General features: G+C 58.9%; 22 protein-coding genes. 11 read left to right on the top strand and 11 right to left on the bottom strand.

From position 1 onward, the window contains the following. Positions 1-179: 179 nt before the first annotated feature. The 3 genes from DHV10_RS12105 to DHV10_RS12095 form a co-directional block, all read right to left on the bottom strand. The gene (locus DHV10_RS12105; RefSeq protein WP_109486642.1) at positions 180-1,601 is read right to left on the bottom strand and encodes a deoxyribodipyrimidine photo-lyase; all 1,422 of its coding nucleotides are present in this window, start codon (positions 1,599-1,601) and stop codon (positions 180-182) included. A 563-nt stretch (positions 1,602-2,164) separates the two neighbouring features. Beyond that, positions 2,165-2,602 (bottom strand): hypothetical protein, encoded by a 438-nt coding sequence (locus DHV10_RS12100; RefSeq protein WP_109486641.1) that lies wholly within the window; start codon positions 2,600-2,602, stop codon positions 2,165-2,167. 312 nt (positions 2,603-2,914) lie between these two features. Next, positions 2,915-3,409, bottom strand: a complete 495-nt coding sequence (locus DHV10_RS12095; protein WP_109486640.1) for a hypothetical protein — start codon at positions 3,407-3,409, stop codon at positions 2,915-2,917. 525 nt (positions 3,410-3,934) lie between these two features. Between DHV10_RS12095 and DHV10_RS12085 the strand changes: the two genes are divergently transcribed. Next, complete coding sequence (locus tag DHV10_RS12085) at positions 3,935-4,324, top strand: hypothetical protein (protein ID WP_162601462.1); 390 nt, start codon at positions 3,935-3,937, stop codon at positions 4,322-4,324. 913 nt (positions 4,325-5,237) lie between these two features. On the opposite strand, the gene DHV10_RS12075 is transcribed toward DHV10_RS12085, so the two are convergent. Next, positions 5,238-6,950: a serine hydrolase domain-containing protein gene (locus DHV10_RS12075; protein WP_109486636.1), complete on the bottom strand. Its 1,713-nt coding sequence runs from the start codon at positions 6,948-6,950 to the stop codon at positions 5,238-5,240. 477 nt (positions 6,951-7,427) lie between these two features. Here DHV10_RS12075 and yajC point away from each other — a divergent pair, with 477 nt between their 5' ends. From yajC to DHV10_RS12030, 9 genes are all read left to right on the top strand, one after another. Continuing rightward, positions 7,428-7,742, top strand: coding sequence for a preprotein translocase subunit YajC (gene yajC / locus DHV10_RS12070; RefSeq protein ID WP_109486635.1), 315 nt, complete (start codon positions 7,428-7,430; stop codon positions 7,740-7,742). Positions 7,743-7,912: 170 nt separating this feature from the next. Next, positions 7,913-9,541, top strand: a complete 1,629-nt coding sequence (gene secD, locus DHV10_RS12065; protein ID WP_109486634.1) for a protein translocase subunit SecD — start codon at positions 7,913-7,915, stop codon at positions 9,539-9,541. Between the two features lie 154 nt (positions 9,542-9,695). After that, the gene (secF, locus tag DHV10_RS12060; protein WP_109486633.1) at positions 9,696-10,691 is read left to right on the top strand and encodes a protein translocase subunit SecF; all 996 of its coding nucleotides are present in this window, start codon (positions 9,696-9,698) and stop codon (positions 10,689-10,691) included. Positions 10,692-10,870: 179 nt separating this feature from the next. Further along, positions 10,871-11,593, top strand: coding sequence for an energy transducer TonB (locus DHV10_RS12055; RefSeq protein ID WP_109486632.1), 723 nt, complete (start codon positions 10,871-10,873; stop codon positions 11,591-11,593). 262 nt (positions 11,594-11,855) lie between these two features. Further along, positions 11,856-12,599 carry a MotA/TolQ/ExbB proton channel family protein gene (locus DHV10_RS12050; RefSeq protein ID WP_109486631.1) on the top strand — a complete coding sequence of 248 codons (744 nt, stop codon included), beginning with the start codon at positions 11,856-11,858 and terminating at the stop codon, positions 12,597-12,599. Between the two features lie 150 nt (positions 12,600-12,749). Continuing rightward, positions 12,750-13,193 carry an ExbD/TolR family protein gene (locus DHV10_RS12045; protein WP_109486630.1) on the top strand — a complete coding sequence of 148 codons (444 nt, stop codon included), beginning with the start codon at positions 12,750-12,752 and terminating at the stop codon, positions 13,191-13,193. Positions 13,194-13,247: 54 nt separating this feature from the next. Beyond that, positions 13,248-13,688: a biopolymer transporter ExbD gene (locus DHV10_RS12040; protein ID WP_109486629.1), complete on the top strand. Its 441-nt coding sequence runs from the start codon at positions 13,248-13,250 to the stop codon at positions 13,686-13,688. A 49-nt stretch (positions 13,689-13,737) separates the two neighbouring features. Further along, positions 13,738-14,160: an ExbD/TolR family protein gene (locus DHV10_RS12035; RefSeq protein ID WP_109486628.1), complete on the top strand. Its 423-nt coding sequence runs from the start codon at positions 13,738-13,740 to the stop codon at positions 14,158-14,160. A gap of 149 nt (positions 14,161-14,309) precedes the next feature. Next, a complete protein-coding gene (locus tag DHV10_RS12030; protein ID WP_109487143.1) occupies positions 14,310-15,146 on the top strand; it encodes a tetratricopeptide repeat protein in 837 nt (278 codons plus the stop codon). Positions 15,147-15,477: 331 nt separating this feature from the next. Here the strand turns inward: DHV10_RS12030 and DHV10_RS12025 are convergent, their stop codons facing one another. The 3 genes from DHV10_RS12025 to DHV10_RS12010 form a co-directional block, all read right to left on the bottom strand. Beyond that, positions 15,478-16,560: a SurA N-terminal domain-containing protein gene (locus DHV10_RS12025; protein WP_239461584.1), complete on the bottom strand. Its 1,083-nt coding sequence runs from the start codon at positions 16,558-16,560 to the stop codon at positions 15,478-15,480. A gap of 151 nt (positions 16,561-16,711) precedes the next feature. Next, positions 16,712-17,647, bottom strand: a complete 936-nt coding sequence (locus DHV10_RS12020; protein WP_109486626.1) for a DsbA family protein — start codon at positions 17,645-17,647, stop codon at positions 16,712-16,714. 263 nt (positions 17,648-17,910) lie between these two features. Then, positions 17,911-20,379, bottom strand: coding sequence for an LPS-assembly protein LptD (locus DHV10_RS12010; RefSeq protein ID WP_162601461.1), 2,469 nt, complete (start codon positions 20,377-20,379; stop codon positions 17,911-17,913). A 144-nt stretch (positions 20,380-20,523) separates the two neighbouring features. Between DHV10_RS12010 and DHV10_RS12005 the strand changes: the two genes are divergently transcribed. After that, the gene (locus DHV10_RS12005; RefSeq protein WP_162601460.1) at positions 20,524-21,768 is read left to right on the top strand and encodes an RDD family protein; all 1,245 of its coding nucleotides are present in this window, start codon (positions 20,524-20,526) and stop codon (positions 21,766-21,768) included. A gap of 130 nt (positions 21,769-21,898) precedes the next feature. Here DHV10_RS12005 and DHV10_RS12000 read toward each other — a convergent pair whose 3' ends face one another. Genes DHV10_RS12000 through DHV10_RS11985 form a run of 4 tightly spaced genes read right to left on the bottom strand, consistent with a single transcriptional unit; the run spans position 21,899 to position 25,453 of the window. Beyond that, positions 21,899-22,513 carry a response regulator transcription factor gene (locus DHV10_RS12000; protein ID WP_109486623.1) on the bottom strand — a complete coding sequence of 205 codons (615 nt, stop codon included), beginning with the start codon at positions 22,511-22,513 and terminating at the stop codon, positions 21,899-21,901. 9 nt (positions 22,514-22,522) lie between these two features. Further along, positions 22,523-23,713 carry a sensor histidine kinase gene (locus DHV10_RS11995; RefSeq protein ID WP_109486622.1) on the bottom strand — a complete coding sequence of 397 codons (1,191 nt, stop codon included), beginning with the start codon at positions 23,711-23,713 and terminating at the stop codon, positions 22,523-22,525. Continuing rightward, positions 23,710-24,495: an ABC transporter permease gene (locus tag DHV10_RS11990; protein ID WP_109486621.1), complete on the bottom strand. Its 786-nt coding sequence runs from the start codon at positions 24,493-24,495 to the stop codon at positions 23,710-23,712. Before DHV10_RS11990 ends, DHV10_RS11995 begins: the two co-directional genes overlap by 4 nt. Before the next feature lie 16 nt (positions 24,496-24,511). Beyond that, on the bottom strand, positions 24,512-25,453 hold the full coding sequence (locus DHV10_RS11985) for an ABC transporter ATP-binding protein (RefSeq protein WP_109486620.1): 942 nt from the start codon (positions 25,451-25,453) through the stop codon (positions 24,512-24,514). Between the last annotated feature and the right edge of the window lie 142 nt (positions 25,454-25,595).

The following is a 25,595-nucleotide window of genomic DNA, read 5'->3' as shown; positions in this document are numbered from 1 at the left end:
GGGGGAATCCGGGCCGATACGGGTGTATCGGCCCGCGCGGATATGCAGTTCTACGGGTTAATGTATGGAGCCATTCTAGGCTGCTGCTTGCACTTTAAGGATGTGACGGCGACTACATATTGCTGTGCAACGCACAGGCTGCTGTGCAACGCACAGGCTGCTGTGCAACGCGGACGGGGTTAGAAGAGAGCGGATGCGTTGGAGCCGTACTGCTCGATGTAAGCCTTCGAGTCGAATTTCTTCGCCGTAGAGGCGCCGGACATCGGGCGGATGAGTCCGAAGACTGGGCGGTTGAACCAGGGGCGATCGTGTTTGCCGACGATGGCCCAGGCGATGCCTTGATAGCCATTGGGATCGCGGCCGTCGAGCTCATAGCGGTCGTTGAGAATAACTGCCCATTCGTAGGCGCGTGCGGGATCGGGAGCCCACTCGAGAATCATCTTGGCCCAGTACATGCGCAGGTAGTTGTGCATCCAGCCGTGATGCACCATCTGGCGCTGGGCGGCATTCCAGAGATCGTCGTGGGTTTCGGCGCGCTCGAGTTGTTCGAAGGTGTAGCGGTGGGATCTGGGGTCGGCGGCGTGCTCGACGAGGGTTTGACGCGCCCAGGGCTCGGCGCATTCCCAGTTATCGTAGTTCGGGTTGTATTTGACGAACAGAACGGAGAGTTCGCGCCAGGCGATCACCTGGTCGAGGAAGCGATCGCATGCAGGGCGCGGGGCTTTGCCTTCGGCGTGGGCGCGTTCGACGGCGAGGGCGATCGTCAGGGGACCGATGTTGCCGAAGTGGAGGTACGGCGAGAGGCGGCTGGTGCCGTTGATCTCGGGGTGGTTGCGCTTCTCGTCATAGTTGTTGAGACCGTGGGCAACGAAGTCGCGAAGATGTTTGAGTGCGGCGTGCGTTCCACCGGTGAATGTATCGACGGGGCCAATGGAACGGTCGAGGGACTTGAAGCCGGAGGTGATGTCCTGATCGAGCGAGAAGGATTCGAGAGACTTCGGCTTTTGCCAGGGATGTTGAGGCTTCGGGCTTCGGGGTGGGACAAGGAACTTGGGCAGAGCTTGTTTGAGGTGCGGACGCATGTGCTGGAGGAGAAACCAGTCGCGTCCAAAGACGACGGAGGGAACGACGACGTCAGCGTCGACGGTCCAGTAGGGCAGCTTGAGTTTGCGGCTGAGGGTCTGTCGCCAGCGTTCGGGCTCGCGGCAGGGATTCTCGTCGCCGATGAGGATGGCGGCCTGAACTTCTTCAAGGAACTTTTCGAGCGAGTTGTCGGGATGACGACGGAGGACGAAACCTACACCTCGCCCGGCTGCGTCGAGTTCGACGTCGCGCAGTCCTTGCTGCATGAAGTGGTAGTGGCGAAGGTTGGCGTTGGGGTAGTTGGGAATGACGGAGAAGAAGACTACGACCGGCAGGCCGAGGTGATTGGCAACGTCGATTGCGAAGTCGAGGGCAGGGTTCTCGTGGATGCGCATGGCGCGCTGCATCCAGTAGACGACGCACCTGGAGTCGGGGCGGGGCGGGCCGTCGCGTCGGACGAGGACGCGCGGGTCCTGTGCAAACTGGGCGAGAGGGTCTTTTTCCGGTTTGTTGCTCATGCCAGCTTTCATTGTCCACGTCGGAGGCCGGCGAGCAGGTGTGCGTGTGATGTCCTCAACAAAGAGAGTTGCGGTGATTGCTCCGGATCAAAAAGTCAGGGAGATGCTCGGTTCATGGCACACCTGGGGGACCCCTCCCCCCTCCCCCTGTACCTTGAGAAGAAAAGCTCTCGTTACAACGACTTACAGCAGGCGTGCTGCCCTAAGTGTGTCTCCCGATTGAACTTAGCGACAAGGTGTCTGATAACAAAGGGTTTAGGCTCGTGACCGAAAAGTGAATGGAAACAGGAGGGCGCGAGGGACAAGGAATTGGCGAATGGAGAGGTTGAACTTTCCGGGATTTGGTTAGCTTCGGACTCATGCTTCAATTATGACGAAATCGGCGAATTAGACTGCAAAACAACGTTGAGGTTTTTCAGGTTTAGAATCAGCGGTTTAGGGCGATGTCGAGGTGAAGGGCGGTTGACCTGTGAGGGTGAGGGTCCTCTGGGTAGTGTCACAGATATCCAAGCTGGCAAGTTCTTGTCCTCAGTGTCCACATTGGCGACCACTCGACCGGAGATTCAGCCACGGGGAAGCTGGCAGAAGAACTGCTGGGTGCGTGCGGTCGCGAAGATTTCCTCAAATTGGAAAGCTCCCTCTTCGCTTCTGGCATAGGGCCTGAAAATCGTGACGGCTTCTCCGAGCCAGTGTTCAAGCCCGCAACAGATAGCGTCCTGCTTCTGTTGCTTGCCTGGTGGAGTTGTCAGAACGTCATACGCAATTGCAGCAGCCCTCAATCTGCCCTCTGTTGCTTCCTTTCGGAAGTTCTCGGTCAGCAGCTCGATTAACGGCTGCGCTCCGGGGTATTCTTCGCCTTCGATTTGAGCACCAACGTGGCGAATCTCACCATCCGGCAACATGATCGCGCCAATTGGAAGAAATGCGCCTTGCTTTCTAATTAGCAGCTCGGCCATTTCGAGAAGAGCATTCAGCAGTTCATTGAGATCGGGATGAGCCATGCGGTTGGGATTCAGCGTAACAGTCGTTCATGCAATCTCGCCGCCGAGGACACCCACGATTTGTTCGATTTCGGGCGTATTACCGGCCTGTCAATTTGAAGCCAAGAACTTGCCGAAAGCCGATTGGCGATGAGCTACTACGAGCTTATCTGGACGCGGAGCGAGGTTTCAGATGGGACGATACAGCCTGCCAGAAGCCAGCCTCCTTCGCCTGCCCGCTGCTGAGCGCCTCTTCTGCTAGTTGCTGCGCGTACTGAAAAGCATTCTTGCCGTGCCGCATTCCGAGTTCATAGGCGACACGATCAATTTCAATTAAGTCCGCGGAAGGGAAAGATGTGAAGAGAATGCCGATCCAGCTAGTCCGGTTCGAGCATCAATCGATGCCTCGACCTTGCCCCACGGCAGCGCCCTCCGGTATTTCAGATCGCCGATGCAGGGCAAGGACGATCCGAGCATGGACTCCAGCCAAGCGCAGTAGCTCTGCAACTGCTCTCGAAATTCATGAGAGGTCGTCTCATGAAAGCCATACTCACGAACCATTCCCCATCCGAAACCGAGCCGCACAAGCAGGTTGTCTTTGAAACTCGCGTGAAGGTAAGCCCATCTGCCATCATGCAAAGTGACGTTCTTGATTTGAAAGACTGGATCGTAGTAGGGGTACTCGGAACCAGCTTTGACCGCCAGAGAATTGAGGTCGGAAACTTCGAAATCGGACACGGTCATCTGTGGACCGAAGCGTGCTTGGAAACCATCCAGCGACAACTCGCCGTTGTCAGGCACCAGCAGAAACGGACATGAGATTTCCATCTTGTGAGTCTATTACCGGCTACTCTTACCTCGGGGCTTTTTTGACCACATTGGGTCAAGTCCCGGACTCCGAGCAGAATTCGTCAGCTGCCGTCCGAGTTGATAGAGCGTCGCTTCCGCGAAAGTCGCGCCACAATCAGGGTGCATATGAGCGATCCGACCGTAACGAACACAAGTGGATACTGAAATGACCGCCCCCATCCGAACGTAGTCACAACACCAAACCACAGGCTCATCGGTGCCCAGGTCGCCTGACGCAGAATGCGCTCTCTGCGCGGAAGATCTGCAATCTCGAAGCGTGTCTCCCACCATGCCATCAAAGCCCCCCCCAAGAGCACCCGATATAAGCACTCTCAACCAATCACCGGCTGTTCCCATCAGATTCCTCGTCTAGGTCTATGAAATATCAACGCCAAGAAGCGTTTGGAAGGCCGTCCACTGTCCAGTGACCGGCGACTCTTCCCTTTGATAGATTTTCGCTAGGATGGGTAGACCCGGCAAAATCCAATCGGCCAGAATGATCACATGAGCCAAGAGGCCGTCCGCTTGCCATTACGCGACTGTGCAACTTCCGATTGGTACACCTCACCTTCAGACCACCGCTGTCCCCACGATGCTTGGGTGGAAGCCGTCACCATATCCGAGCGAGCTTCCGGAGAGCTTCAAAAGCAACGTCCGATCGAGATCCAGATTCGACTGTTAGGTGCTTATCACGACGGGAAGATCGAATACGCGTACAAAGGGGTCAACGAGTATTCCCTGCAAACGTCAGGGACGACCAACGGGCATGGCGATTGGCTTCGAGACCACATCGAGGATTGCGACGGATTGATCCTGCACTCGATTGCACTTGTGAATGGAAATCTTCAGATCAAAGCTGCGGAAATTGAATACAAATGGACCCCTCTTGGTTGATAGGTCGAGTCACCGGCGACTCTGACTTTGAGCCATTTTGGGGTGAAGCAAAAGCAGATTCTTCGCTTACCACCCCCACGCTGAAGAAAGCGCGTGGGGCCCCGTGCGCTCAGAATGACAGCCTGATTCGAAGAAGTGTGTTCCAGCGCGGTGGACCTAAGAATAGCTAGTTAGCGACTAACCGGCCACACGGACAGTGAGGTCAATAACTTGCTTGCTTCTGACTTGGAAGCCAGAAAGATAAGTGCAGATCCTTCGACTCACCACCCCCAAGCTCCGCCCCAAAAGCAGAGATCGCTTAGGGAACCCCATTGAACTGCGCTTGGGCTCCGTTCGTTCAGGATGACATTTGTTTTAGGCGCGTCCGTTGGGCTGTGACCGGCCATTCGGAAGGTCGTTCTCTCGATCAATCGAGGTGATGAGGCTCACATCTTGCGGAAAGCAGCAATGGGAGGATGCATTCATCCCTATTGAGGCGGGCCTGCCGATGAGTCTACGAGGATTGGGTGACTGGGTGCTGGGCCAGATTGTCCAAGACGTTCCGGAGGACGTGGGGCTTTGCGAGTTCGATTGCCGTCGATCTGACTGTTCGCCGGGCGAACTGGAAGGTTGTCTGAGGCGACGACGTCGCGCGAGGGGTGAACTGATGCCCGCGAAGTTTGAGGTCTGCTCAGGGATCGTGATGGAAGAGGAACAGCTCGTCGGGAGTTGATGTTTCGCCGCTTGAGATGGGGAACGCCCGCTCATCGCGTGAAGCTCCGATGAACCGGTCACAGCTTTTGCTTGTCGGATAGGACATTCGGTTGGGAAACTCCCCGGTCCCCAAGGTGCGAGGGACCCTTCGACAAGCTCAGGGCAGGGACGGGGGCACCCCGGGGCACCCCTATTGAAATGAAAAAGGATGGACGCTTGCTCATCGCGATTCGGTGTTGCGACTGAATTGGAAGCCCTGGAATCTACCAGCGTTGAGAACGAAGCCGGAGATGCGGTGATTGGCGTCGCGCGTGAAGTGAATGGTGCCGATCTGGCCGATGAAGACGTCCGGCAATGTTGGGCGGAGGGAGTCGGGCTTGTTTTTGAGGCGCATGAGCGTGAGTTTGTCTCCCACGACTTTGAATCGGTAGACGGGGTCGATTTCCTCGCTTGTGTAAGATCCGGTGAACTCGGCGAGCTGATCGGGAGTAGGCTCGACCGTTGCGACCCACTCGTAGGTGTCGGGTTTGCCGCCATCCCAGGACTGATCGATGTGCGCGGGTTTGCCGGCTGAAGCTGGGACGAAGTGCAGGTCCATGTGCTCGCCCCAGGGGACTTCTCCGACGTGGAAGTGTGATTCGGCGAAAGGCTTGAGGGGGTGGTATTCGTCGGAGCCGAAGTCGAGGAGGAGAGCGCCGTCTTTCAGCACGATTCGCTGGTAGTCATCGTCCTCCTGCTTCCAGTAAGTGCCTGCGACGGCCTTCATCTGGTCGGCCGTCATGGCCACAACGCTTGTGCTGACGGGCTTCGGGGTTGAAGGCGCGGCTGGAGGATCTTTGAACTGACCGGCGAGGATGATGTCTGCGACCTCATGCAGCAGGGAGCCGGGTTCGGCCTCGGCCGCGTTGCACAGGACGGAAGCGCCGAAATGCTGGTCGGGGAAGCGCTCGATGTCGGAGCGGTAGCCTGCGTCGGCTCCGCCGTGGCCGACGGTGGGAAGGCCCCGGTAGGTTCCGATGGCAAGGCCTGAGGCGTAGTCCTGGTCTTTGCCGCTGTTGAGCTTGCCTTTTTCGAGCATGTGTTGAATGAAGTTGGGTCCGCCGATGCGGGGGTGGTAAAAGTTCTCGTCCCAGAGCTGGAGATCTTCGACCGTGGTGTGAAGGCTGGTGGCGCCGGCGGTGTCGAAGTTGGTGAGGCTCATACGGAACGGCTTTCCTTCGCCTGCCTGCTCGTAGCCGAGGGCGTCGTGCTTGATCACTTCTTCGTGGTCGTCGCGAAAGTGGGTGTGGGTCATGCCGAGCGGCTCGAAGATGTTTTTGGTAGTGAACTCGCGAAAGGACATGCCGCTGACCCGCTTGACGACGATTGCGAGGAGTGTGAAGCCGGTGTTGCTGTACATGTACTTCTCGCCGGGCTTAAAGTTGAGTGCCTTCTGATGGACGAGGACGGACATGACGTCGTCATCCGTGATGAGGTCCTGCGAGTAACGCCAGCCGGCGAGGCCGAGGAGGGACCATTGGTCGCGCAGTCCGCTGGTGTGGTGCATGAGATGGCGGAGGGTGATGTGCTGGCCGAAGTCGGGCAGCTCTGGGATGTATTTGTGCACGTCGTCGTCGAGCGAGAGCTTGCCTTGATCGGCCAGCAGGAGGATCGACGCGGCGGTGAATTGCTTGGACATCGACGCGACATGAAAGACGGTCTGCGGCGTGATGGGGATATCGTCGTTGAGGTTAGCCATGCCGTAGCCGTGGGCATAGGCGAGCCGGCCGTCTTTGTAGATACCGAGCGCGCAGCCGGGAGAGTCGGGTTTGTTCCAGCGGGCGAAGACCTTGTCAACTTTGGCAGTCACCTCCGGCGGCAGGTTCTGGCTGGGAAGGGCAATTGCGGTAGCGAGAATGGCTGCGAAGGCTGTTCCAGTTCGGACGGGGTTCATCGGTGTTCTCCGGGGAAGGTCGAATTATACGTGGAGAAGAGAAGCAGTTCGGGAACATTTGACTCAAACCCGGAGCCGCAAACCACGCGGCTTAGGATGGGGCGACCGGCGGATCTGAGATCCCAATTCTTGACAGTGCCGTGGCTGCGCATTTCTTATCTCAAGTAGGCCTTCTCTTTGAGGTGGGGTGGGGTGTGCGCAGGATTGGAATGCGCAGATTCCGCCGGATTTCGGAGAGCGGACCTTGTCGAACAGGACGCAAAAAAGCGAGCTGAATTGCTGGTGCCGGCCCGGGCAGAGGATTAGATTGGTTCTGCCGGTCGATGCGGTGAATTTTGGCTCCATAGCCTGAGCCGGAAGCGATGGGAGGCCAGGGCGATTCCCGGAGACAAATTCAATATCTGGCAGCCGCCTTATGGGCGGGGCTGCCTGCGGCCTGAGTGAATGACAAGCCGCGAGTAAAGGACGAGAGTGACGATGAGTTTGGCAGTATTGGCGGCAGCGCCCGCTGGGGGCGGAGGCTTGATTGGGATGCTTCCGCTCTTGTTGCTGGTTCCTGTGATGTATTTCGTTATGATCCGGCCGCAGCAGAAGCGGCAGAAGCAGTGGCAGGAGATGCTGGGCGGGATCAAGACGGGCGACAGGGTGACGACCGCCGGGGGGATTCGCGGGGTGATTCTTTCGATCAAGGACGATGCGATCATTATTCGCGTGGCGCCGGACGGGCTGAAGCTCGAGGTGGCGAAGAGCGCGATCGCTTCGGTGACGACGCAGGATGCGCCGGGGGCGTGAGGCAGGGGCTAAAGCCCGAGGATTCTTGGCAGGGGTTTTCGGCACGACTGAAGTCGTGCCCTGACGCTTCCTGCAAAATGTAAGTGGGTTTAGCACATCGAGAGTTCCCAACCAGCCAAGGTAGACGTGAAAAGCGAGTTCGGAAGTTCTGGAAGTAGGGAATTGGACTAATGAAGAAGAATCTGAAGCAAAAAGTTGTCATCATCTTCGGGGTGCTGATCGTATTTCTGTACGGCGCCTTTTTTGGATTTGACGCGCCGAACCTGGGCGGCAGCGATCCGCTGCTGAAGAAGCTTACGCGGCACATCCACCTGGGGCTCGATCTGCAGGGCGGCGTGCACCTGATTCTGCAGGTGCAGGTGAAAGAGGCGGTGAACACGGAGACGGATAACACGCTGGCCCGGATCGAGCAGGATCTGAAGGCGGCGAAGGTGTCGTTCTCGCAGGTGTTGAAGCCTGATCCGACCAAGCCGGAGCTGATTCGGATCGAAGGCGTGAATCCGACGCAGTCGGGCGCAGCTCGTGAAGTGCTGGACAGCAAGTACTCGAACGAGTACGACGTTGCCGGCGGGGGCGCGGATGGCGCGTTCACGGTGACGATGAAGCCGAACATCGAGAAGGCTCTCGACGACCGGACGGTGCAGAACACGATTGAAGTGATTCGCGATCGCGTGGATACGCTGGGCGTGGCGGAGCCGGTGATTCAGCAGTATGGCCTCGGCGACAACCAGATCCTGGTGGAGCTGCCGGGCATTTCGGACATCGACCGCGTGCGGACGATCATCACGTCGACGGCCCGGCTCGAGATTCACGCGGTTGAAGGCGGGCCTTATCCGGACGAACAGGCTGCGCTGGCAAGCGTGAGCGGAAGCCTGCCCCCTGATCAGGAACTGGTGCACGGGTCGGCATCGATGGGCAACGGGTCGGACGCGGACAGCGTGTACATCCTGAAGAGGGTGGCGATTGTCGCGGGTACCGACTTCCGTTCGGCCGATCCGGGAACGGATCAGAACACGGGGCAGCGGACTGTGCACTTCACGCTGACGAACGAAGCCGGCGACAAGTTCTGGGAGTACACGAGCGCGAACGTGGGGCACAGCATGGCTGTGGTGCTGGGCGGGCGCGTGAAGGAAGTGGCGAACATTGAGAGCGCGATTCGCGACTCGGGCGAGATCCGAGGCAGCTTCTCGCAGGATGAAGTGACGATCCTGTCGAAGATGCTGCGCACGGGCGCGCTGCCGGCTTCGATCAACTATCTCGAAGACCGTACGGTAGGTCCGTCGCTGGGTGCGGATTCGATCAGGAACGGCATTACGGCGGCGGTTGTAGGCGTGCTGCTGGTGATGGTGTTCATGCTGGTGTACTACAAGGGGTCAGGCATCAATGCGGATCTGGCGCTGTTCCTGAACCTGGTGATCCTCCTCGGATTTATGGGGTTCTCGGGGGCGACGTTGACGCTGCCGGGCATTGCCGGAGTGATCCTGACGATCGGTATGGGCGTGGACTCGAACGTGCTGATCTTCGAGCGCATTCGCGAGGAGATGCGGGCGGGTAAGGCTCCGTCGGCGGCTGTGGACCAGGGATTTGCGCATGCGTGGACAACGATTCTGGATACGCACGTGACGACGATCGTTTCGGCAGCGATTCTGTTCCTGTTTGGCAGCGGCCCGGTGAAGGGATTTGCGGTGACGCTGACGTTTGGTCTTGCGGCGAACCTGTTTACGGCGGTTTACGTGTCGCGCGTGATCTTTGATACGCACGTGAACAACCTGAAGGCGGGCGAAGCGGTTTCGATTTGAGAAGCAGGGACTAGGGACCGAAAAGCAGGGACTAGGGACGTAGGGACTAGGGACAACGACCAGGGACTAGGGACGTGGGGATCAGGGACTACGACCAGGTATTCGGGACGTCAAGACCAGGACGTAGGGAATTGAAGGAAGGCAGAGAAGCAACGTGGAATTCTTTCATCAGGTAGATATCGACTGGCTGGGGAAAAAGTGGTATTTCCTGGCATTTTCACTGATTTTCAGTGTTGCAGGCATCATTTCGATGGCGGCGCATTGGGCTCATCCAGAGGGCGGGCGCAGGAGCCCGGTACCGCTGGGCGTGGATTTCCGTGGCGGAACTCAGATCGAGGTTCAGTTCAAGCAGAGGCCCGATATTGAGCAGATCCGGCAGGCTACATCGGCGAGCGGGATTCAGGATGTGAGCATCGTGAACTATGACATCCCGAGCCACAACGAGGTGCTGATCAGCCTTCCTGAGCAACATCAGGAGTCGACGCTGGACACGGGACGCGAGCAGATCAAGAGCGCGCTGACGAACAAGTTCGGCGCCGGGGCTTTTGAGATCAGGAATGTGCAGGTGGTGGGGCCGACGGTGGGTAAGCAGCTAGAGAAGCAGGCTCTGATGGCTACGCTCTGGTCGCTGCTTGGCATGCTTGTCTACTTGTGGTTCCGGTTTCAGCTGATTTACGGTGTGGCTGCCGTGATCGCTTGCTTCCATGACACGCTGATTACGATCGGAGCCTTTGCCCTGCTGGACTCATTCGGCATCAAAGGCATGGAGATCAACCTGACGGTGATCGCGGCGGTGCTGACGCTGGTGGGCTACTCGATGAACGACACGATCGTGGTCTTCGATCGTATCCGCGAGAACCTTCGGTTGAGCAGGCGGGAATCACTGCCGGATGTGGTGAACAGGAGCATCAACCAGACGCTAAGCCGGACGGTGCTGACCTCGGGTCTGACGTTTTTGACGGTGTTGTCGCTGTTCGTGTACGGCGGGCCGGTGTTGAGGGGATTCTCGTTCGCGCTGGTGGTGGGCATTCTGATTGGAACGTACTCGTCGATTGCGATTGCGGCGCCGATGCTGGTGGCTTATCAGGAGTGGAGAGCGGGAAGCAGCAAAGCAGCGGCGCTTCCGGCGGCAAAGCGGGCCAAAGTTTAAGCGCAGTTTCGGGCCGGAAGTTTTGGACAAAGCATTGTTTTTGCAGCAACCTTTGCAGGTGCAGGGTAGTTCTGATATAGGTGGAGCACGCTTTCTCAGGAGCGTTGGACGACGCGGGAACATTTGAACTTCCCGCGGTGTCTAAATAGAGGTAACGATACCCCGATTCGAGGCTGGCTATGTTTGAAGACTCCACATTTGAATCCGGCGGAAAGATCAAGAGCAAGAGTGGGCGTTGGATGATGCTTACTTTCATCATCAATGGCGCGATTCTCATGGCGATGATCCTTTACCCGCTCATTTACCCAGAGGCGTTGCCGAAGGCGATGATGCAGACACTGCTCGTCGCTCCCCCACCTCCGCCGCCGCCACCTCCGCCACCGCCTCCGGCTGAAGTTGTGCACGTGGTGCACGTTCAGTCAGAGATGATGAACAACCAGCTGACAGCTCCGACCAAGATTCCGAAAGACATCAAGATGGTCGCGGAGAAGGAAGCGCCTCCAAGCTCGTTTGGCGTAGCAGGCGCAGAAGGCCTGGGCGGCAGCTCGAGCGGTGTGATGGGCAGCGTGTTCGGTTCGGGTTCCGCGCCGAAGGTGCAGGCGGCTCCTCCGAAGAAGGTAAACATCTCTGCCGGTGTTGCCACCGGTATGTTGATCCAGAAGACGACGCCGACCTATCCACCTATCGCCAAGGCCGCTCGCGTTTCGGGCACCGTGGTGATCCAGGCCACCATCTCGAAGTCTGGCACCATTGAAAATCTCAAAGTGATCAGCGGTCCAGCTATGCTGCAGCAAGCGGCGCTGGATGCGGTGAGGTCCTGGCGGTATCGGCCCTACCTGCTTAACAACGAGCCCGTTGAGGTGGAGACCACTGTAAACGTGATCTTCACGCTGGGCGGATGACAAAGTCCTGGGCTCTTTTCCGTGTTGGAAGAGAGCCTTGTTTTTGACCTGAATGCGAATCCCGCAAGAGCCGCATTCCTAATCGCAGAATCAGGGGACCACCAAATCCGAACCGAATTCTCCTGCTGGACGGCTCCAGTATGTGTCGGAGCGCGAACGGGAGGAGAGAAGCTGTATCGGGTTTGACTCTTCACGATTCTGCGGCCTCAATCCGTTGAAACGGATACATCAGATCACAAACTCCTTAGGAGGAACGATTCAAGTGATTCTCGCTCAGCTCGCACATTTCGCATCGCATTCGGTCAACAGCCTGGCCCTCTTCTTTCAAGAAGGAGAGCAGACAGTCAGCTTCAGCCCGCTGGGGTTGTGGCAGCACATGGGATGGCTGGCACGCGCAGTGGCCATCATCCTGTTCATTGAGTCGATCTGGTCACTGGCTGTGATGATCGACCGTTACCTGTACTTCTCAGCGGCCCGCAAGCAGTCGCGTGAGTTTGCACCGAAAGTTGCCGGCGCGCTGAAGGACAGCAAGCTGGAAGAGGCGATCAAGATCGCCGATCGCAACAAGAAGTCGCACCTTGCCGAAGTTGTGACGGCTGGTCTGCAGGAGTTCCGCGCGTCGGGTGGCTCGGCCAACGAAGCGACCATCGAGAGCTCGGGCCGCGCCCTGGAGCGCGCCGAAGCGATCGTTCACGCGAAGCTGAAGAGAGGCCTCTCGGTTCTCGCGACCATCGGATCGACGGCGCCGTTCGTCGGACTGTTCGGAACGGTCGTTGGAATTCTCAACGCCTTCCAGCAGATCGCAACGCAGAAGACCTCCGGTATCGGCGCGGTCGCGGGCGGTATCTCTGAAGCTCTGGTGACGACGGCATTCGGTCTGCTCGTGGCCATCCCGGCCGTTATGGCGTTCAACTACTTCACCGGCCGCGTTGAGGCTTTCGACGTCGAGATGGATAACTCGTCGAGCGAACTCATCGACTACTTCATCAAGCAGAGCAGACGGTAACGAGGGCACCTGTCGAGCGAGAACTTGAAGGGCAGGAGCGCGGAAAGCTCTCCTGCCCGGAATTTCCCGCCGGACCAGGTTAGTTCGGGACCAAGTTCTGGACCAGGCCGGAAGTCTCCGGTAAACGAATTCACAGGCACGGAGCCGAATATGGGTGTTGCGGTTCGTAACGAAGGAAGCAAGGTCAACTCAAACATCAACGTCACGCCGATGGTGGACGTGATGCTGGTGCTGCTGATCATCTTCATGGTCATCACGCCGATGTTGCAGAACAAGGTCGCTGTGGACATGGCGAAGGTAGAGAATCCGACGCCAATGCCGGACGCAGACAAGGAAGACGCAATTGTTGTGGCGATTACGCGCGACGGCGGTGTATTCCTCGGCCAGAACAAGGTTGCGACTTCGGAGCTGGGCGCCAAGGTTCGCGACAAGCTGGCAGACACGCCAGGCAAACAGATCTTCATTCGCGCCGATGCACGGGCGCAGTTCCGCGGAGTCGAGGATGCCATCGATGCAGTTCGGACGGCAGGTGTCGACGAAGTGGGTCTTCTGACTCAGAAGCGTGAAGGTCCGGGCGGCGGAGCAGCGGAGTAAGCGCAGTTTTTGGAACGTTCATAACCGATTGCATCAATCGAGGAGTTTGAAGCCATGGCAATGACATCTGGTGGCGGCGGTGCAGGCGCGATGGGTGACATCAACGTCACTCCGATGATCGACATTCTTCTAGTTCTGTTGATCATCTTCATGGTTATCGTGCCGGTAACGCCCAAGGGGCTGGACGCACTGGTGCCCCAACCGCCGAAGAATCCCCAGCAACAGCCGCCACAGAACGATCGTACGATCGTGGTGCAGGTGGGATATCGTCCCGGAGCGGCACCGACCTACAAGATCAACGAGACCGAGCTCAACAAGGGCGATCTGCTGCCGCGGCTGACGGAGATCTATGCCAACCGCGCTGAGCGAGTCATGTTTGTGCGAGGCGACGACGATCTGAACTTCGCCTACATCGCCGAGGTGATCGACATCGCCAAGGCAGCGAACGTGGATCACATCGGACTGATGACTCCGAAGATCATGGCCGGCCAGTAGTCGGGGCAGTCTCAAGAATCATCCCCCGCGGGAAGAAAGGGGAAAACGTATGACTGCTGTGACTGGAAGCAAAGGCATGACTTCGGAGATCAATGTGACTCCGATGATCGATGTGCTGCTGGTTCTCCTGATCATCTTCATGGTCATCGTTCCTGCAATTCCGCGAGGGGAAGCCGCAGCGGTTCCACACCCGGCAAGGGGTAATGGAGGGAGTGGAGACGCAGTCGTTCTGGAGGTTTTGAAGGACGGCGCAAACGCGGTGAAATTTCGCATCAATGAGCAGACGGTCGCGCAGGGGGATTTGCAAGCGCGACTTTCTGCTATCTACGCTAATCGTGCCCAACGGGTCTTGTTTCTGAAAGGCGATGATACGCTCAGCTTCACGCAGATGGCCGAAGTCATTGATATAGGCCATGCAGCAGGCATCGATCGGATTGGCTTGATGACGCCTGGGACTGCAGCTGGACGATAGATCGAATCGAGCAAAGAACACAGTGGGCTTGAGAGTTGTAGGAGTACAATTTGGCCATCCTGGATTCGGCTTCCTCCCATCCGAATCCAGATGCATGATTTTTGAGGTGCGCAATCGCGACGCACGATCTGAAGGAGAAGAATAAGGACATGAATGGACCCGCACGAATTACGGCGCTCACGGTTGCGTTGGCCGGCATGGTGCTTTCCATGGGCGGGTGCAACCGCCTGCAAGCCCGTGATCAGTTGAACAAGGGAGTGGAATCGTATAAGTCCGCCCGCTACGAAGAGGCGATCGGGCACTTCCAGAAAGCCACTGAGCTGGATCCGAGCCTGCCGATGGCCAAGAGCTATCTGGCGACGGCGCTGGCACAGAACGTGGTTCCAGGGCTGACCACTCCCGACAACCTGAAGAACGCACAGCAGGCGATCAGCATTTTCCAGGAGGTTCTGAATAAAGAACCGAACGACGTAAACAGCCTGAAGCAGATTGCGGCGATTTATTTCAGCATCAAGCAATTCGACAAGGCGAAGGAATACCAGAAGAAGGTTCTCGCGGTCGATCCGAAGGATCCGGAGGCGGCGTACACGGTCGGCGTGATCGATTGGACGCTGGCGCACGAGAATACGCTGAAGGCGCTCGCTACCGTCAACATGAACGACGACGGTGAGGGCAATGCCAAGGCGCCGAAGAAGGTTCTGCAGCAGATCAAGGATCAGAACGAGCCGCTCGTGACCGAAGGGCTCCAGTATCTGAACCAGGCGCTGGCGAACCGTTCGAACTACGACGATGCGATGTCGTACCTTAACCTGACGTATCGCCGCAAGGCGGATGTGGACTTCCAGGATCCGAACGCGGTGAAGGCCGATGTGGCCGCCGCGAAGGACTGGAGCTCAAAGGCAATGGGAACGCGTAAAGAGAACGAGGCCAAGAAGGACAAGGGCCCCGGCGGCATCACGATGGACTCGAGCGGCAACTTCAAATAGCCGATCGGAATAACCTTCTACCTTCAGATAGGAACGGCCTTCGCGAAAGCGGAGGCCGTTTTGCGTTGGGGTAGGTTTTGGATTTTCAAAGGATCTTAAAGAGGCGAATTGAGGTCCCTGGTCCCGAAGTGCGGGGGACCAGGGGCACCGCGAGTGGGTTACGGATTTGTGCATCCGGGGACCTGAAAGTCCCTGCTTCCTTCGAGGCTGAGTGTGTCGAGACGCACGTCCCCGGTCCCGAAGTGCAAGGGACGCTTCGACTTCGCTCAGTGCAGGCTCGGGGGCACCCAAACGTCTCTCCAGGGATGAGAGTTTGTTGTGCGAGGTGAAGCTATTTGGCGCCTTGTTTCAAGATTTGTTCGGCGAAGTAGTTGCGGACTTTGGCGTCGTCGCGCAGCATCTCGAGGTATGCCTGGCGGAGGAGTTGGGCATGGCTCTCGCGGAGGCCTTGACGGATGCTTTGCTGCACGCTGGGATTGTTCAACTCGCGCTGCCCAGCAGGTTCGCGCGAGATGAGCTTGTAGATCGCATAGCCCACCGCATGTTGAGCGGGACCGGCTCCGCCGTATACGGGAAGCACATCTGTGACCTGTCCTGGTTTCAGTTTGGTGATGGCTGCGAACGCGGCGGGGTCACGCTGCTGCAGTTGTGACTCTGCGATGAAGCCCATATCTCCGGCATTGGAGTTTGTGTTTGGATCTTCTGACGCGTTCATCGCGAGCGCGCCGAAGTCCTGGCCGGTGGTGAGGCTATTGCGGACGGTTTGTATTTTCTTGCGGGCGTCGGCGTCGCTTGTGGGGTGCGCATTGGGCACGCCGGGCTGCTGCTGGCCGGTGGTCACCACAATCCACCCGAGGTGGTAGTTGGGTTCGATCACGTTATACAGAGCTTTGTGACTGTTGTAGTACGCCGCTATGTCCGCGTCGGTGATGTTGATCTTGGATTCGATCTCTTTGTTGATGAGCTTGGTTGATGTAAGCTGACGCCGGATTTGCAATTTGAGATCGTCGAGCGTCATGCTCTGCTGCTTGAGCTTCTTGTCGAATTCCTCTTGCGTATAGGGAGCTTTTAATTCGGTGAGCTTGGCATTGACATCCTCGTCGGATGCAGCAAGATTGAGTTTCGAAGCGCGCTGATCGAGGATCTCCTCGTCAATCAACTGACGGAGCACATTCAGCCGGACAATGTTGGCCTGTTCGGGGCTGGGTTCGTCGGGCGTTTCGCCTTGTGTCGCTTTGTAGTTGTTGTAGGCCTTGTCGAGATCGGAGCGGGAGATGTCCTTGCTGTTCACGGTCGCCATGACGTCGGGCGAAGGCGCGTGAGTGCAGCCTGAGAAAGCGATCAAGAGGAACGTACTTGAAAGTGCCAGCGCAAGCGGCTTGCGGCGCTTGAAAAAGAACCCTTCGACTTGCAACCTTGAATCTCCTCGGGAGCCTGCCGTCTCTCCGGTATTACAGGATAAATCCTCGATCCCGGTGTGGCCGCGGCGACTCCTCATTTAGGGCTGCTGCTTCGCGCACTGGCTCCAGAGCAAAACAGCAATTCAGAGCGAAGCAGCCCGAAGGTTATTGGCCTTTTGCGGCAGGCTGTGCCGGCTGTGCGGGCGGCGGAGGTTCAATTCCAGCGGCGCGCAATGCGCGGTCGATAACAACCCAAACCTGCTCGGCGGGCAGAGCGCCATTGATGCGCTCGCCGTCAACAAAAACTGCGGGAGTTCCTTCAATGCCCAGCGATTCTGCTTCTTTCGCTGAGGCTTTTACCTGTGAGTCATCCTGCTTGGCGATGCAGGCGTCGAGTTTCGCATTGTCGAGCTTGGCGACGGTGGCTTCTTCGCGGGCAATGCGGTCGAGCGTCGCGTAGCTCTTCTGCACGTTGCGATCGGGGCCGCTTACGTCCTGACCGTGGGCGTGGACGTAGTCGACGAAGTTCCAGTAGGTCTGCGGATTTTGCGACGCGATGCAGTTGGCATCGACGGCGGCGTGCATGGCCCAGGGGTGGATTTCAGTCAGCGGGTCATCTTTGTAGATGAAGCGGACCTTGTCCTTATAGCGATCGAGTGTTTCCGGAAAGAGCGACGAGTGCATGCGCGCGCAATAGGGGCACTGCAGGTCATCGAAGTTGATTACGGTGACCTTGGCGTTGGGGTTTCCGCGAATGGGGCGGCCGGCCACGTCGATGTTGAAGACGGGATCTTTGGCGAGGTCGAAGGTCTCGAGGCGGGCGAGCTTGGAGTTGTCCGTGGAGATGAGGAAATCCACCTCTTTCTTCGAAGCACCGTGCGAGAGGGTGATAGGAAGAGAGTCGTAACCGGAGATCTGGCTGGGCTTGCGCTGGCCCAGGGCGACAGAGACCTCGGGCGGAACGCCGAACTGCGAGCGAACCATGACTTCGATGCGGCGGTTCAGAGCGGCATCGGAGGTTGCGGAAGAAGCAGACTGCGCCTTGCAGCCAGCGACCAGGCTCAATGCTAGAAGGCCGGTCAAAAGGTGAATACGAGACAAAATGTGTTTCCTCTTCAAAAAGGATATCCCAGCAAGGGGCGCGCGGGGGGCGGAATGGGCCGCTGCCGGGTTACTGAGTGGTGGACGGATGGGAGGGCGAAAGGCAAGCGAGACCGTCCCGCAGCGGCTAAAGCCGCGCTCCATTGCACCCCTTATCGGCACAGATAAATCTGTGCCCTTTCAAAACCCAGCCGATTCGGACTTCTGCAGCAAGCTGTGAAAGTCGTGCCCTTTCAAGACAAGTCAGACTTGACGAGCGGATTCTAGTAAGCGGGGGGTAGGTTGGCGTCGTGGAAGACGGTGTTGGAGCGGCGGATATCGCCGACGGAGCCGAAGTTGGCGATGGTAAAGCTATAGAGGTATTGGGTTTCGTCGCGGACCGAGCCGAGCGCGAAGCGGCGGTAGCCGAGGCTGAGTCCGCAGCAGTCCCAGTTGTAGACGGCCTGCACGCCGGCGTACTGGAGGTCTTTGTGGACGAAGTCGTAGCCGCCGTTTGCGGCGAGGTTGAAGCCGGCAGCGTTGGGACGACCGTACTCGAAGAAGGGCTGGAGCTGCTGGCTCTGGATGATGGAGGCGGCACTGCCTTTCTCGTCAACGGCATTGAGGAGGGAGTGGCCGAGACCAAGGGTGGCGCGGCCGCGGCTGTAGCCGGCGAAGATGTTGTCGGCATCCAGGCGGCCGGCCTTGGGGTCGTAGTCCATGTCCCACTCGATGCGGAGATTGCTGACGGCTTCGAAACGCAGGCGGGAGATGAGCGGCGAGAGGTTGCGGGCATTGGTGAGGAAGGCGATGCCGGTGAGATCGAGGGTGGAGTCTGACAGGTTGCGGCGACCGGGGATGATGGCGCCGCCGAAGCTGGGATTGAGGAAGTATTTCTGGGCGATTTGCCACGAGGCCCATTCGCGGGGAGAGTTGCGGCATTTGCCTTCAGTCTCGTCGACGTTGCTGCAGGGTTGCGGCTGGAGATCGCGCGTGTAGAAGCGCTGCGTAACGGAGTAGCCGATTTCGTTTGTGTCGGTGGCGATGTCGGCCGGGTCGATGAGAGGGGTATTGCGGGCGTTCGCGCCGATCCCGCCGACGAAGCGGTAGGTCAGCTCGGGTTCGATGACGTGGCGGAGGAGACGGTGACCGATGGTGAAGTCGCGCTCGAGCGCCGGCGGCCGGAGGTCGATGGAGGCTTCCGCGTCGCTGCGGGTGAGGGGATCGTGGCTGACGGCGGGTGTGCCGGAATTGGCGCCGGTGAGGTCGGGGACCTGGCTTGTGGTGTAGAAGGTGTGGCGCAGGGCGATTTCAGGAACGATGCTCCATCCACCTGCGGCGAGTGGCAGCGACAGATGCGGATAGAAGTCGAAGCGGCCCATGTTGCGGATGTGGAATCCGAATTCAGACCTGCCGAGATAACTGAGGGAGGAGCCGAGCCGCCAGTAGAAGGGCGATGTGTGCAGGGGCTCGTCGATGACGTCGAAGCGCAGGGTGGGGAGGTGAAGAATGCGGACTTCGTCGCCCTCGTTAGAACTCGCGAAGTTCTGCACGCGCTCCAGATAGGCGGAGGGCACCAGGCCGTTGTGCACATGGGTGAGGGAGATGGTGCTGTGCACCTGGGAGGTGACGGCCTGCTGGTAGTTGTCGTTGAAGACAAGCTTGTAGACGTAGCTGGAGAGGTACTCGACGTTAGCCGCGGCGCGGGTGGATGGGGAGAGGTCGATGCGGCCATTGGCGAGGATGTCTGCGCCGCCTTGATTGATGTATTGAGTTGAGGGGGGAATCTTCACTCCGCGATCGAAGAGCGCATTCCATCGTGCGGTGAAGTGGTCGAGGCCCGGGCCTTTGTAGCGGAAGTCGCCATTGGGGGCGAAGCCGCGCTTGCTGTAGTACTCGGTGCCGAGGACCATGTCCATGCTGCGGTTCAGGACGATGTAGACCTGTTCGCCTATCGTGAGGCCCTTGACGGTGGAGTTGCTGATGATGGGAATGAGAAGGCCGGACTGGCGGCCTGTCATTTCGACCGGATGGCTGAGGTAGGGAAGGTAGAGGATGGGCACGCCCAGCAGTTTGAAGTAGGAGTTGCGGGTCGTGGCTTTGCCATTGGCGACTGTGATGGAGCGGGAGATGACCTGCCAGTCGGGCTTAGGGATGCGGCAGTTCGTCATGCTGCCGTCGATGATTTTGAAGCTGTCCTCGCCGGTTTGCAGCAGGACGCGCGCGGAAAAGAGGAAGGGATTGGTTGTGGAGTAGACGACGGTGCGGCCGGAACGACGAAGGCCGATCGATCCGTTGACGTCGTAGAAGCGGGCCGTGTGCATGTTGAGGCGCATGTCACCGTGCGAGGCGGAGATGTACGCGTCGCTTCGTCCGCCGCTGACTTTGAGGTTGCCTTCGGCGTGCAGTTCGGTTGTGGCGCGGTTGTAGCTGACACGGTCGGCGTGGATGACGTAGTCGCGGTAGTAGATGACGACCCCGCCGGAAAGCGTGGCGGTTTCGTTTTGCCACGTTTGCACGCCTGCTTCCCAGCGCAGGGGAACACCGGTGGCCGGATTGGGTTCGGGAGTTGCGACGGGGATCGCATCGAGTCCGGGATCATCAGGAAGGGCGGAAGAAGAGGCTTCTTGCGACGGATTCTGCGTGCCGGAAGATTGTTGCTGAGGAGGTAACGGATTGGTCAACATCTGGCTTGCAAGTTGCAAGTGACAGAGGGTCATCAGCGTGATAAACACGAAATTACGAGGATGCATCGAGGACCAAGGCCAGCATAGCAAATGCGCGTGCCCGGTCCGGGCCTGCGGCGGCTTACCAGCGAGCCGGAGGTTATTAGAAAAACAACTGCGCATGTGACCGGAATGTGCGCGGTTGAAACATATTTGAAGGGAACCAGCGTTTTGAGCACACTGCCTAGCTCGCCCACACCGCTGCCTACGTGGAAGCAGGAAGTCAATCGCCGACTTGCCGAGCATAAGACTCGCAGAGGCATCTCCGTTGTCGATGAAGACGAATCCGCGGATCTGCAAGGCTCAGCCAACAGCCGGGCAGCCGCAGCGGCGGCACGTGTTGCCGCGCGTTACGCCAAGGCTCCAAGTTATAGCGAACTGCAGGCTGCGGAGGCGCGGGCTGCTCTGCGTGCGGCAGAGGCTGCGACGCGGGCGGCCGTTGAAGCGCAGGTAGCGGCTCAGGCTGTGCTCGATCACTTCGAGACTTCTATTGAAGAGCGGATCGAGGATCGCGAACCGGAACGGCCGTCCTTTGAAGTGGCCGAACCGAACTGGCAGGCAGAGGTGAAAGCCGAGCCGGAGCCGGTGAGCCATGGTGGAGTGGAAATTCGGTGGGAGCAGGATATGCCGCAGCGTTCCTCGCAGGCTGAGACATATTCGGCCGTGCAGTATGACTGGGCTGCGCAAGATCAGTACGATTCGGCGCCGGTGTACGAAGAGGTAGAGGCGCAGGCGATCCCGGCTAACCTGATTCATTTTCCGCGGGAGATTATCGCGACGCGCAGGATGCGCCCACGGCTTGCGGAAGGGGCGGGAGAGACCGACTCCCCCCAGCTGAGCATTTTCGAGGTAGACCCGAACTCGGTATCGACTGAACCGATGGGGCAGAACGTCGAGGCGGCCGATCCGGTGTGGATTGGATCGAGCTGGCAGCAGATGCGGCTTGATGAGGAGCCGCACACGGATCAACTCCCGGACTACTATGCACTGGTTCCAGACGAGCACAAGCTATACCAGGCGCCCTTCGGTCGACGCATGATGGCGACGGTCGTGGATGCGGCGCTGATTATGGGGCTGGTGTTTGGCACGATATACCTGATCTCTTCCAATGTGGACAGTCTCCCAGGCAAGCATGCCTTCGAGGCGTGCGCAGTGCTGGGAGTACTGGCTTTTGCGGCGCTTTACGAGTGGTTCTTCCTGACCTATGCCAAGGTGACTCCGGGCATGCGGTATGCGCAGCTTGCGCTGTGCACTTTCGACGAGCAGATGCCGACACGCGAGCAGGTGAATGGACGGCTGAAGGCGATGCTGATCTCGGTTCTGCCCGTGGGACTGGGGATGCTCTGGTCGATCTTCGATGAGGATCAGATGAGCTGGCACGACCGGCTGTCGAAGACGTATTTGAGGCTGAGCTGAAGAAGCAGGGATTAGGGAATTAGAGAAGAACGAGCTTCGGCTCGTTCTTCTGCTTTTAGCTATTAGCTTTTAGCTACTAGTTTTAGCTGTGCGCTCTCTTCGACCGTTGGAAAGTTCTTTTTGGTTGGCCTTAGAGCCAGCCTTTGGCGCGGGCGATTCGGGCGGCTTCAACGCGGTTCGAGGCGCCAAGTTTGCTTATAGCTTCGGAGAGGTAGTTGCGAACGGTGCCTTCGGAGAGGTGGAGTTCGTCTGCGATTTCTGCGCTGGACTTGCCTTCGCCTGCGCGCCAGAGGATCTGCCGCTCGCGGTCGGTGAGCGGGTCGGGGCCGGAATCCCAGGCTTCAGCAGCAAGATCGGGATCGATGACGCGCATTCCCTGATGAACGCGGCGCACAGCGTCGGCTAGCTCGGCAGACGGGCGGTCCTTCAGCAGATATCCCTTCGCGCCTGAGTCGAGCGCCCGACGCAGATAGCCGGGCCGAGCGAAGGTGGTGAGAATGACGACCCTGGTCTGGGGGAAGTGGCTCTGCACTTCGCCGGCGAGGGTGAGGCCGGTCATCTCGGGCATCTCGATGTCGGTGACGAGGACGTCGGGTTTTTGCTTTGCGATGGCGGCGAGGGCATCGCGGCCATTGGCAGCGCTGGCACAGACGGCGATGTCGGGCTCGGTTTCGAGCAGAGCGGCAAGAGCGCCGCGGACCATCGCCTGATCTTCAGCTAACACGACCTGGATCTTCTTCGTCATTGCTTCAGCCTACGCGGGTATTTCGATCATGATGCTTGTTCCGTTTTCGGAGAGAATCTGGAGACGGCCATTCAGCGATTCAACGCGCTCGCGCATTCCGCGCAGGCCGCTTCCCTCGCTGCGGATTCCGCCGCTTCCGTCATCTTCGATCTGCAGGATGGTGCGTTCGGCATTCTGCTCGAAGGAGACTTCGCAGCGGCTGGCGTGCGCATGGCGAACGATGTTGGTGATGGCTTCGCGGAGGATCAGCGAGAGGACCGTCTCCTGAGCGGGAAGCAGCTTGGGCGGAGTTGAGGAGCAGTCGAGCGAAACGCCCGCGGCGTCGAGGGTGGCACGGGCGCGATCGAGTTCGGCGGCGAGGCCTTCGGCGCGGTAGCCGCGAATTGCCTCGCGAACTTCAGCGAGCGCAGTGCGGGCGATCTGCTCGACCTCGGCTATTTCTTTCTGAGCGCGCTCGGGGTTCTGATGGAGGATCTTGCCGGCGAGTTCGGATTTCAAGACGACGACGGAGAGGGTGTGTCCGAGGACGTCGTGGAGATCACGGGCGATGCGTTCGCGCTCGGCGACTTTGGCGAGATGCTCGATTTCCTCATGAGCGAGCAGGAGTTTTTGGTTGGACCTCATTCGTTGAGCGGCAAGGAGATTGCCTGCGCCAACCAGCAGTCCAAAGAACGCGGGGAAGCCCCACGTCCAGGGATTGAGGTGCAGTACGTAGCCTTCGGCCATCAGGGCGCCAGAACTGAGGGCAAAGATGACGATGGAGCTTTTGATGGAGTCAGAGATGAAGGGCGCGAAGGCGATGATGTAGATGATCATCCCGGAGGAACTGGTGTTCACCGGGTAGTAGACGAGCCCGAGCACGCCCATTCCCGCGAGACATAGATACGCCACTCGACGGGAGCCTGCATAGATGATGCCGGTGTATAGAGAAAGGAAGACTGCGTAGACAGCGGCGAACTGAATCCAATATGGACGCGAGTTGCGCTGAACAGGCTCGATGAAAAAGAAGACGGTGTAGATGAGCCAGATGAAGTCGAACCAGCGGCGGGTATAGGGTCGCAGGCCTGTGAAGCCGCGCTGGCGCATTGCTTCATCGGCTCTGCGGATACTGCCGAAGAGATTTGGAGCGGGGCAGGCCGCGGTCGCGCCGGCCGAGGTGGCCGGCACGGGATCGGCGGTTTTGGCATCAAGCGGGGTCATGCCCTGGCTTCGCTCCGGTTGAAGATGATCCAGGCGGCTCCGAACATCACCAGAGTATATCCAGCGAGCGCCTGGAAGTGAGGCATCATGTGGCCGGGCTCTGCTGCACCGATGACAGAGAGCGCAAGCTGGGCCAGGTGATAGGTAGGCAGAGCCGGAGCGACGCGCTGGAGCCAGTGGGGGAGGGTCGAGATGGGCATCCAGAAACCGGAAGCGAAGGACATCGGAAGATAGATGAGGTTGATGATTCCGGGCGCCGAGTTGGACGGAACGAGAACCGAGATCAGCAATCCCATCGCGGTGAACGGGACAGAGCCCAGGAGGTCCACACCGAGAAGGCGCAGAGTTTCGCTGACCGTGACATGGACGCCGCCGAGGGTAAGCGCGAGGCCGATGAGGGCGAGTTCGATGATGAGCGCGAAGGCGGCGCTGCTGACGATTTTCGCGGCGAGGTAGGCGAGCCGGGGCATGGGGCTGGCCTGCTTGAGCTCGAGCCAGCCGTAAGCGCGCTCCATGGATATGCCCATGCCGATGCCGAAGAGGCACGCGGAGACGACGCCCATGCAGCCGTAACTTGCCATGAGATAGCGGGCCCAGTCGGTGTGGCGATTCGACGCGCCGAAGAGGAGATAGAACATGATTGGAAAACCGAGAACGGAGAGCGAGAAGGCACGGGTGCGGAGCATCTTCACGAACTCGTAGCGGATTTCTTTGGCAAAGATGTTCGCCACGTAGGCGGCGGTGGACTGGGGCATTTGCAGTGCGAGGGCGTTGGCGCTCATCGTGGTCTCCTTTGCGTCAGTTCTGGCTGGTGAGGGCGAGGAATGCGTCTTCGAGAGCTGGAGCGCTGATTTCAAGCGCGGAGAGGGTGCGATCGCGGTGAAGCATTTCGCGGATGACGTCTTCAGCAGCTTCGGCGGTAATGACGAGCGCTTCCCGATCCTGCCTGACGTCTGAGACGGTGGGCAGAGTGACAAGAAGCGCGGGGTCAAGCTGCGTGATGCAGCGGATGCGACGGCCGGAGGTGCGACGGCGGATTTCGGACGGCGTGCCTTCGCATACTGTCTTGCCGTGGTTGATGACGACAATGCGATTGGCGAGCGCGTCGGCCTCTTCGAGGTAGTGCGTGGTGAGGAGGACGGTTTTTCCGGCAGCAGAGAGGGCGCGGATTTCGTCCCAGAGAGCGCGGCGCGATTCTATGTCCATGCCGGCGGAGGGCTCGTCGAGAAAGACAAGATCGGGATTGCCGCAGATTGCGAGGCCGAAAAGTACGCGTTGTTTCTGGCCTCCGGAGAGCTTGCCGAAGAGAGTTTTTTCGAGACCTTGAAGCTTGGCGATGCGAACTACCTCTGAAGCGGCGACGGGCTGAGGGTAATAGCTGCGGAAGAGGTCGATGAGTTCGCTGACGCGGAGGACTTCAGGGACGCGCGCCACCTGGAGCATGGCTCCGATGCGGGTGCGGGCGTCGGCGTCGCGCGGGTCGCGGCCGAGGACGTGGACGCTGCCGGAGCTTGGCGCGATGAGACCGAGGAGCAGCCGGACTGCCGTGGTTTTGCCCGCGCCATTGGGGCCGAGGAGGGTGACGACTTCGCCGGCGGCGAGGCGGAAGCTGAAGTTGTCGAGGGCTTTGGTCTGGCCGTAGGTCTTGGTGACGGAGTGAAGGCCAGCGATGGTGCTGGTTGCGGGCCGGATGCTCTGTGCTGGGGAATCGGGCAACGAATAGCTTTGAAGCGTCGCCATCGCGTCTCCTTTTGTAATGCAAGGTCAGGATCGCGCGATGGAGGAAGGGAAGGTAGTAGGGAATGTCAGGAAAGTGAGGTGACAGATGTCATGAAAGGCAGGGACTAGGGACTAGGGAATAGGGACTAGGGACTAGGGACTA

The organism is Occallatibacter savannae (assembly GCF_003131205.1).
Lineage (GTDB): Bacteria > Acidobacteriota > Terriglobia > Terriglobales > Acidobacteriaceae > Telmatobacter > Telmatobacter savannae.
This window is presented reverse-complemented; position numbering and strand designations above follow the sequence as displayed.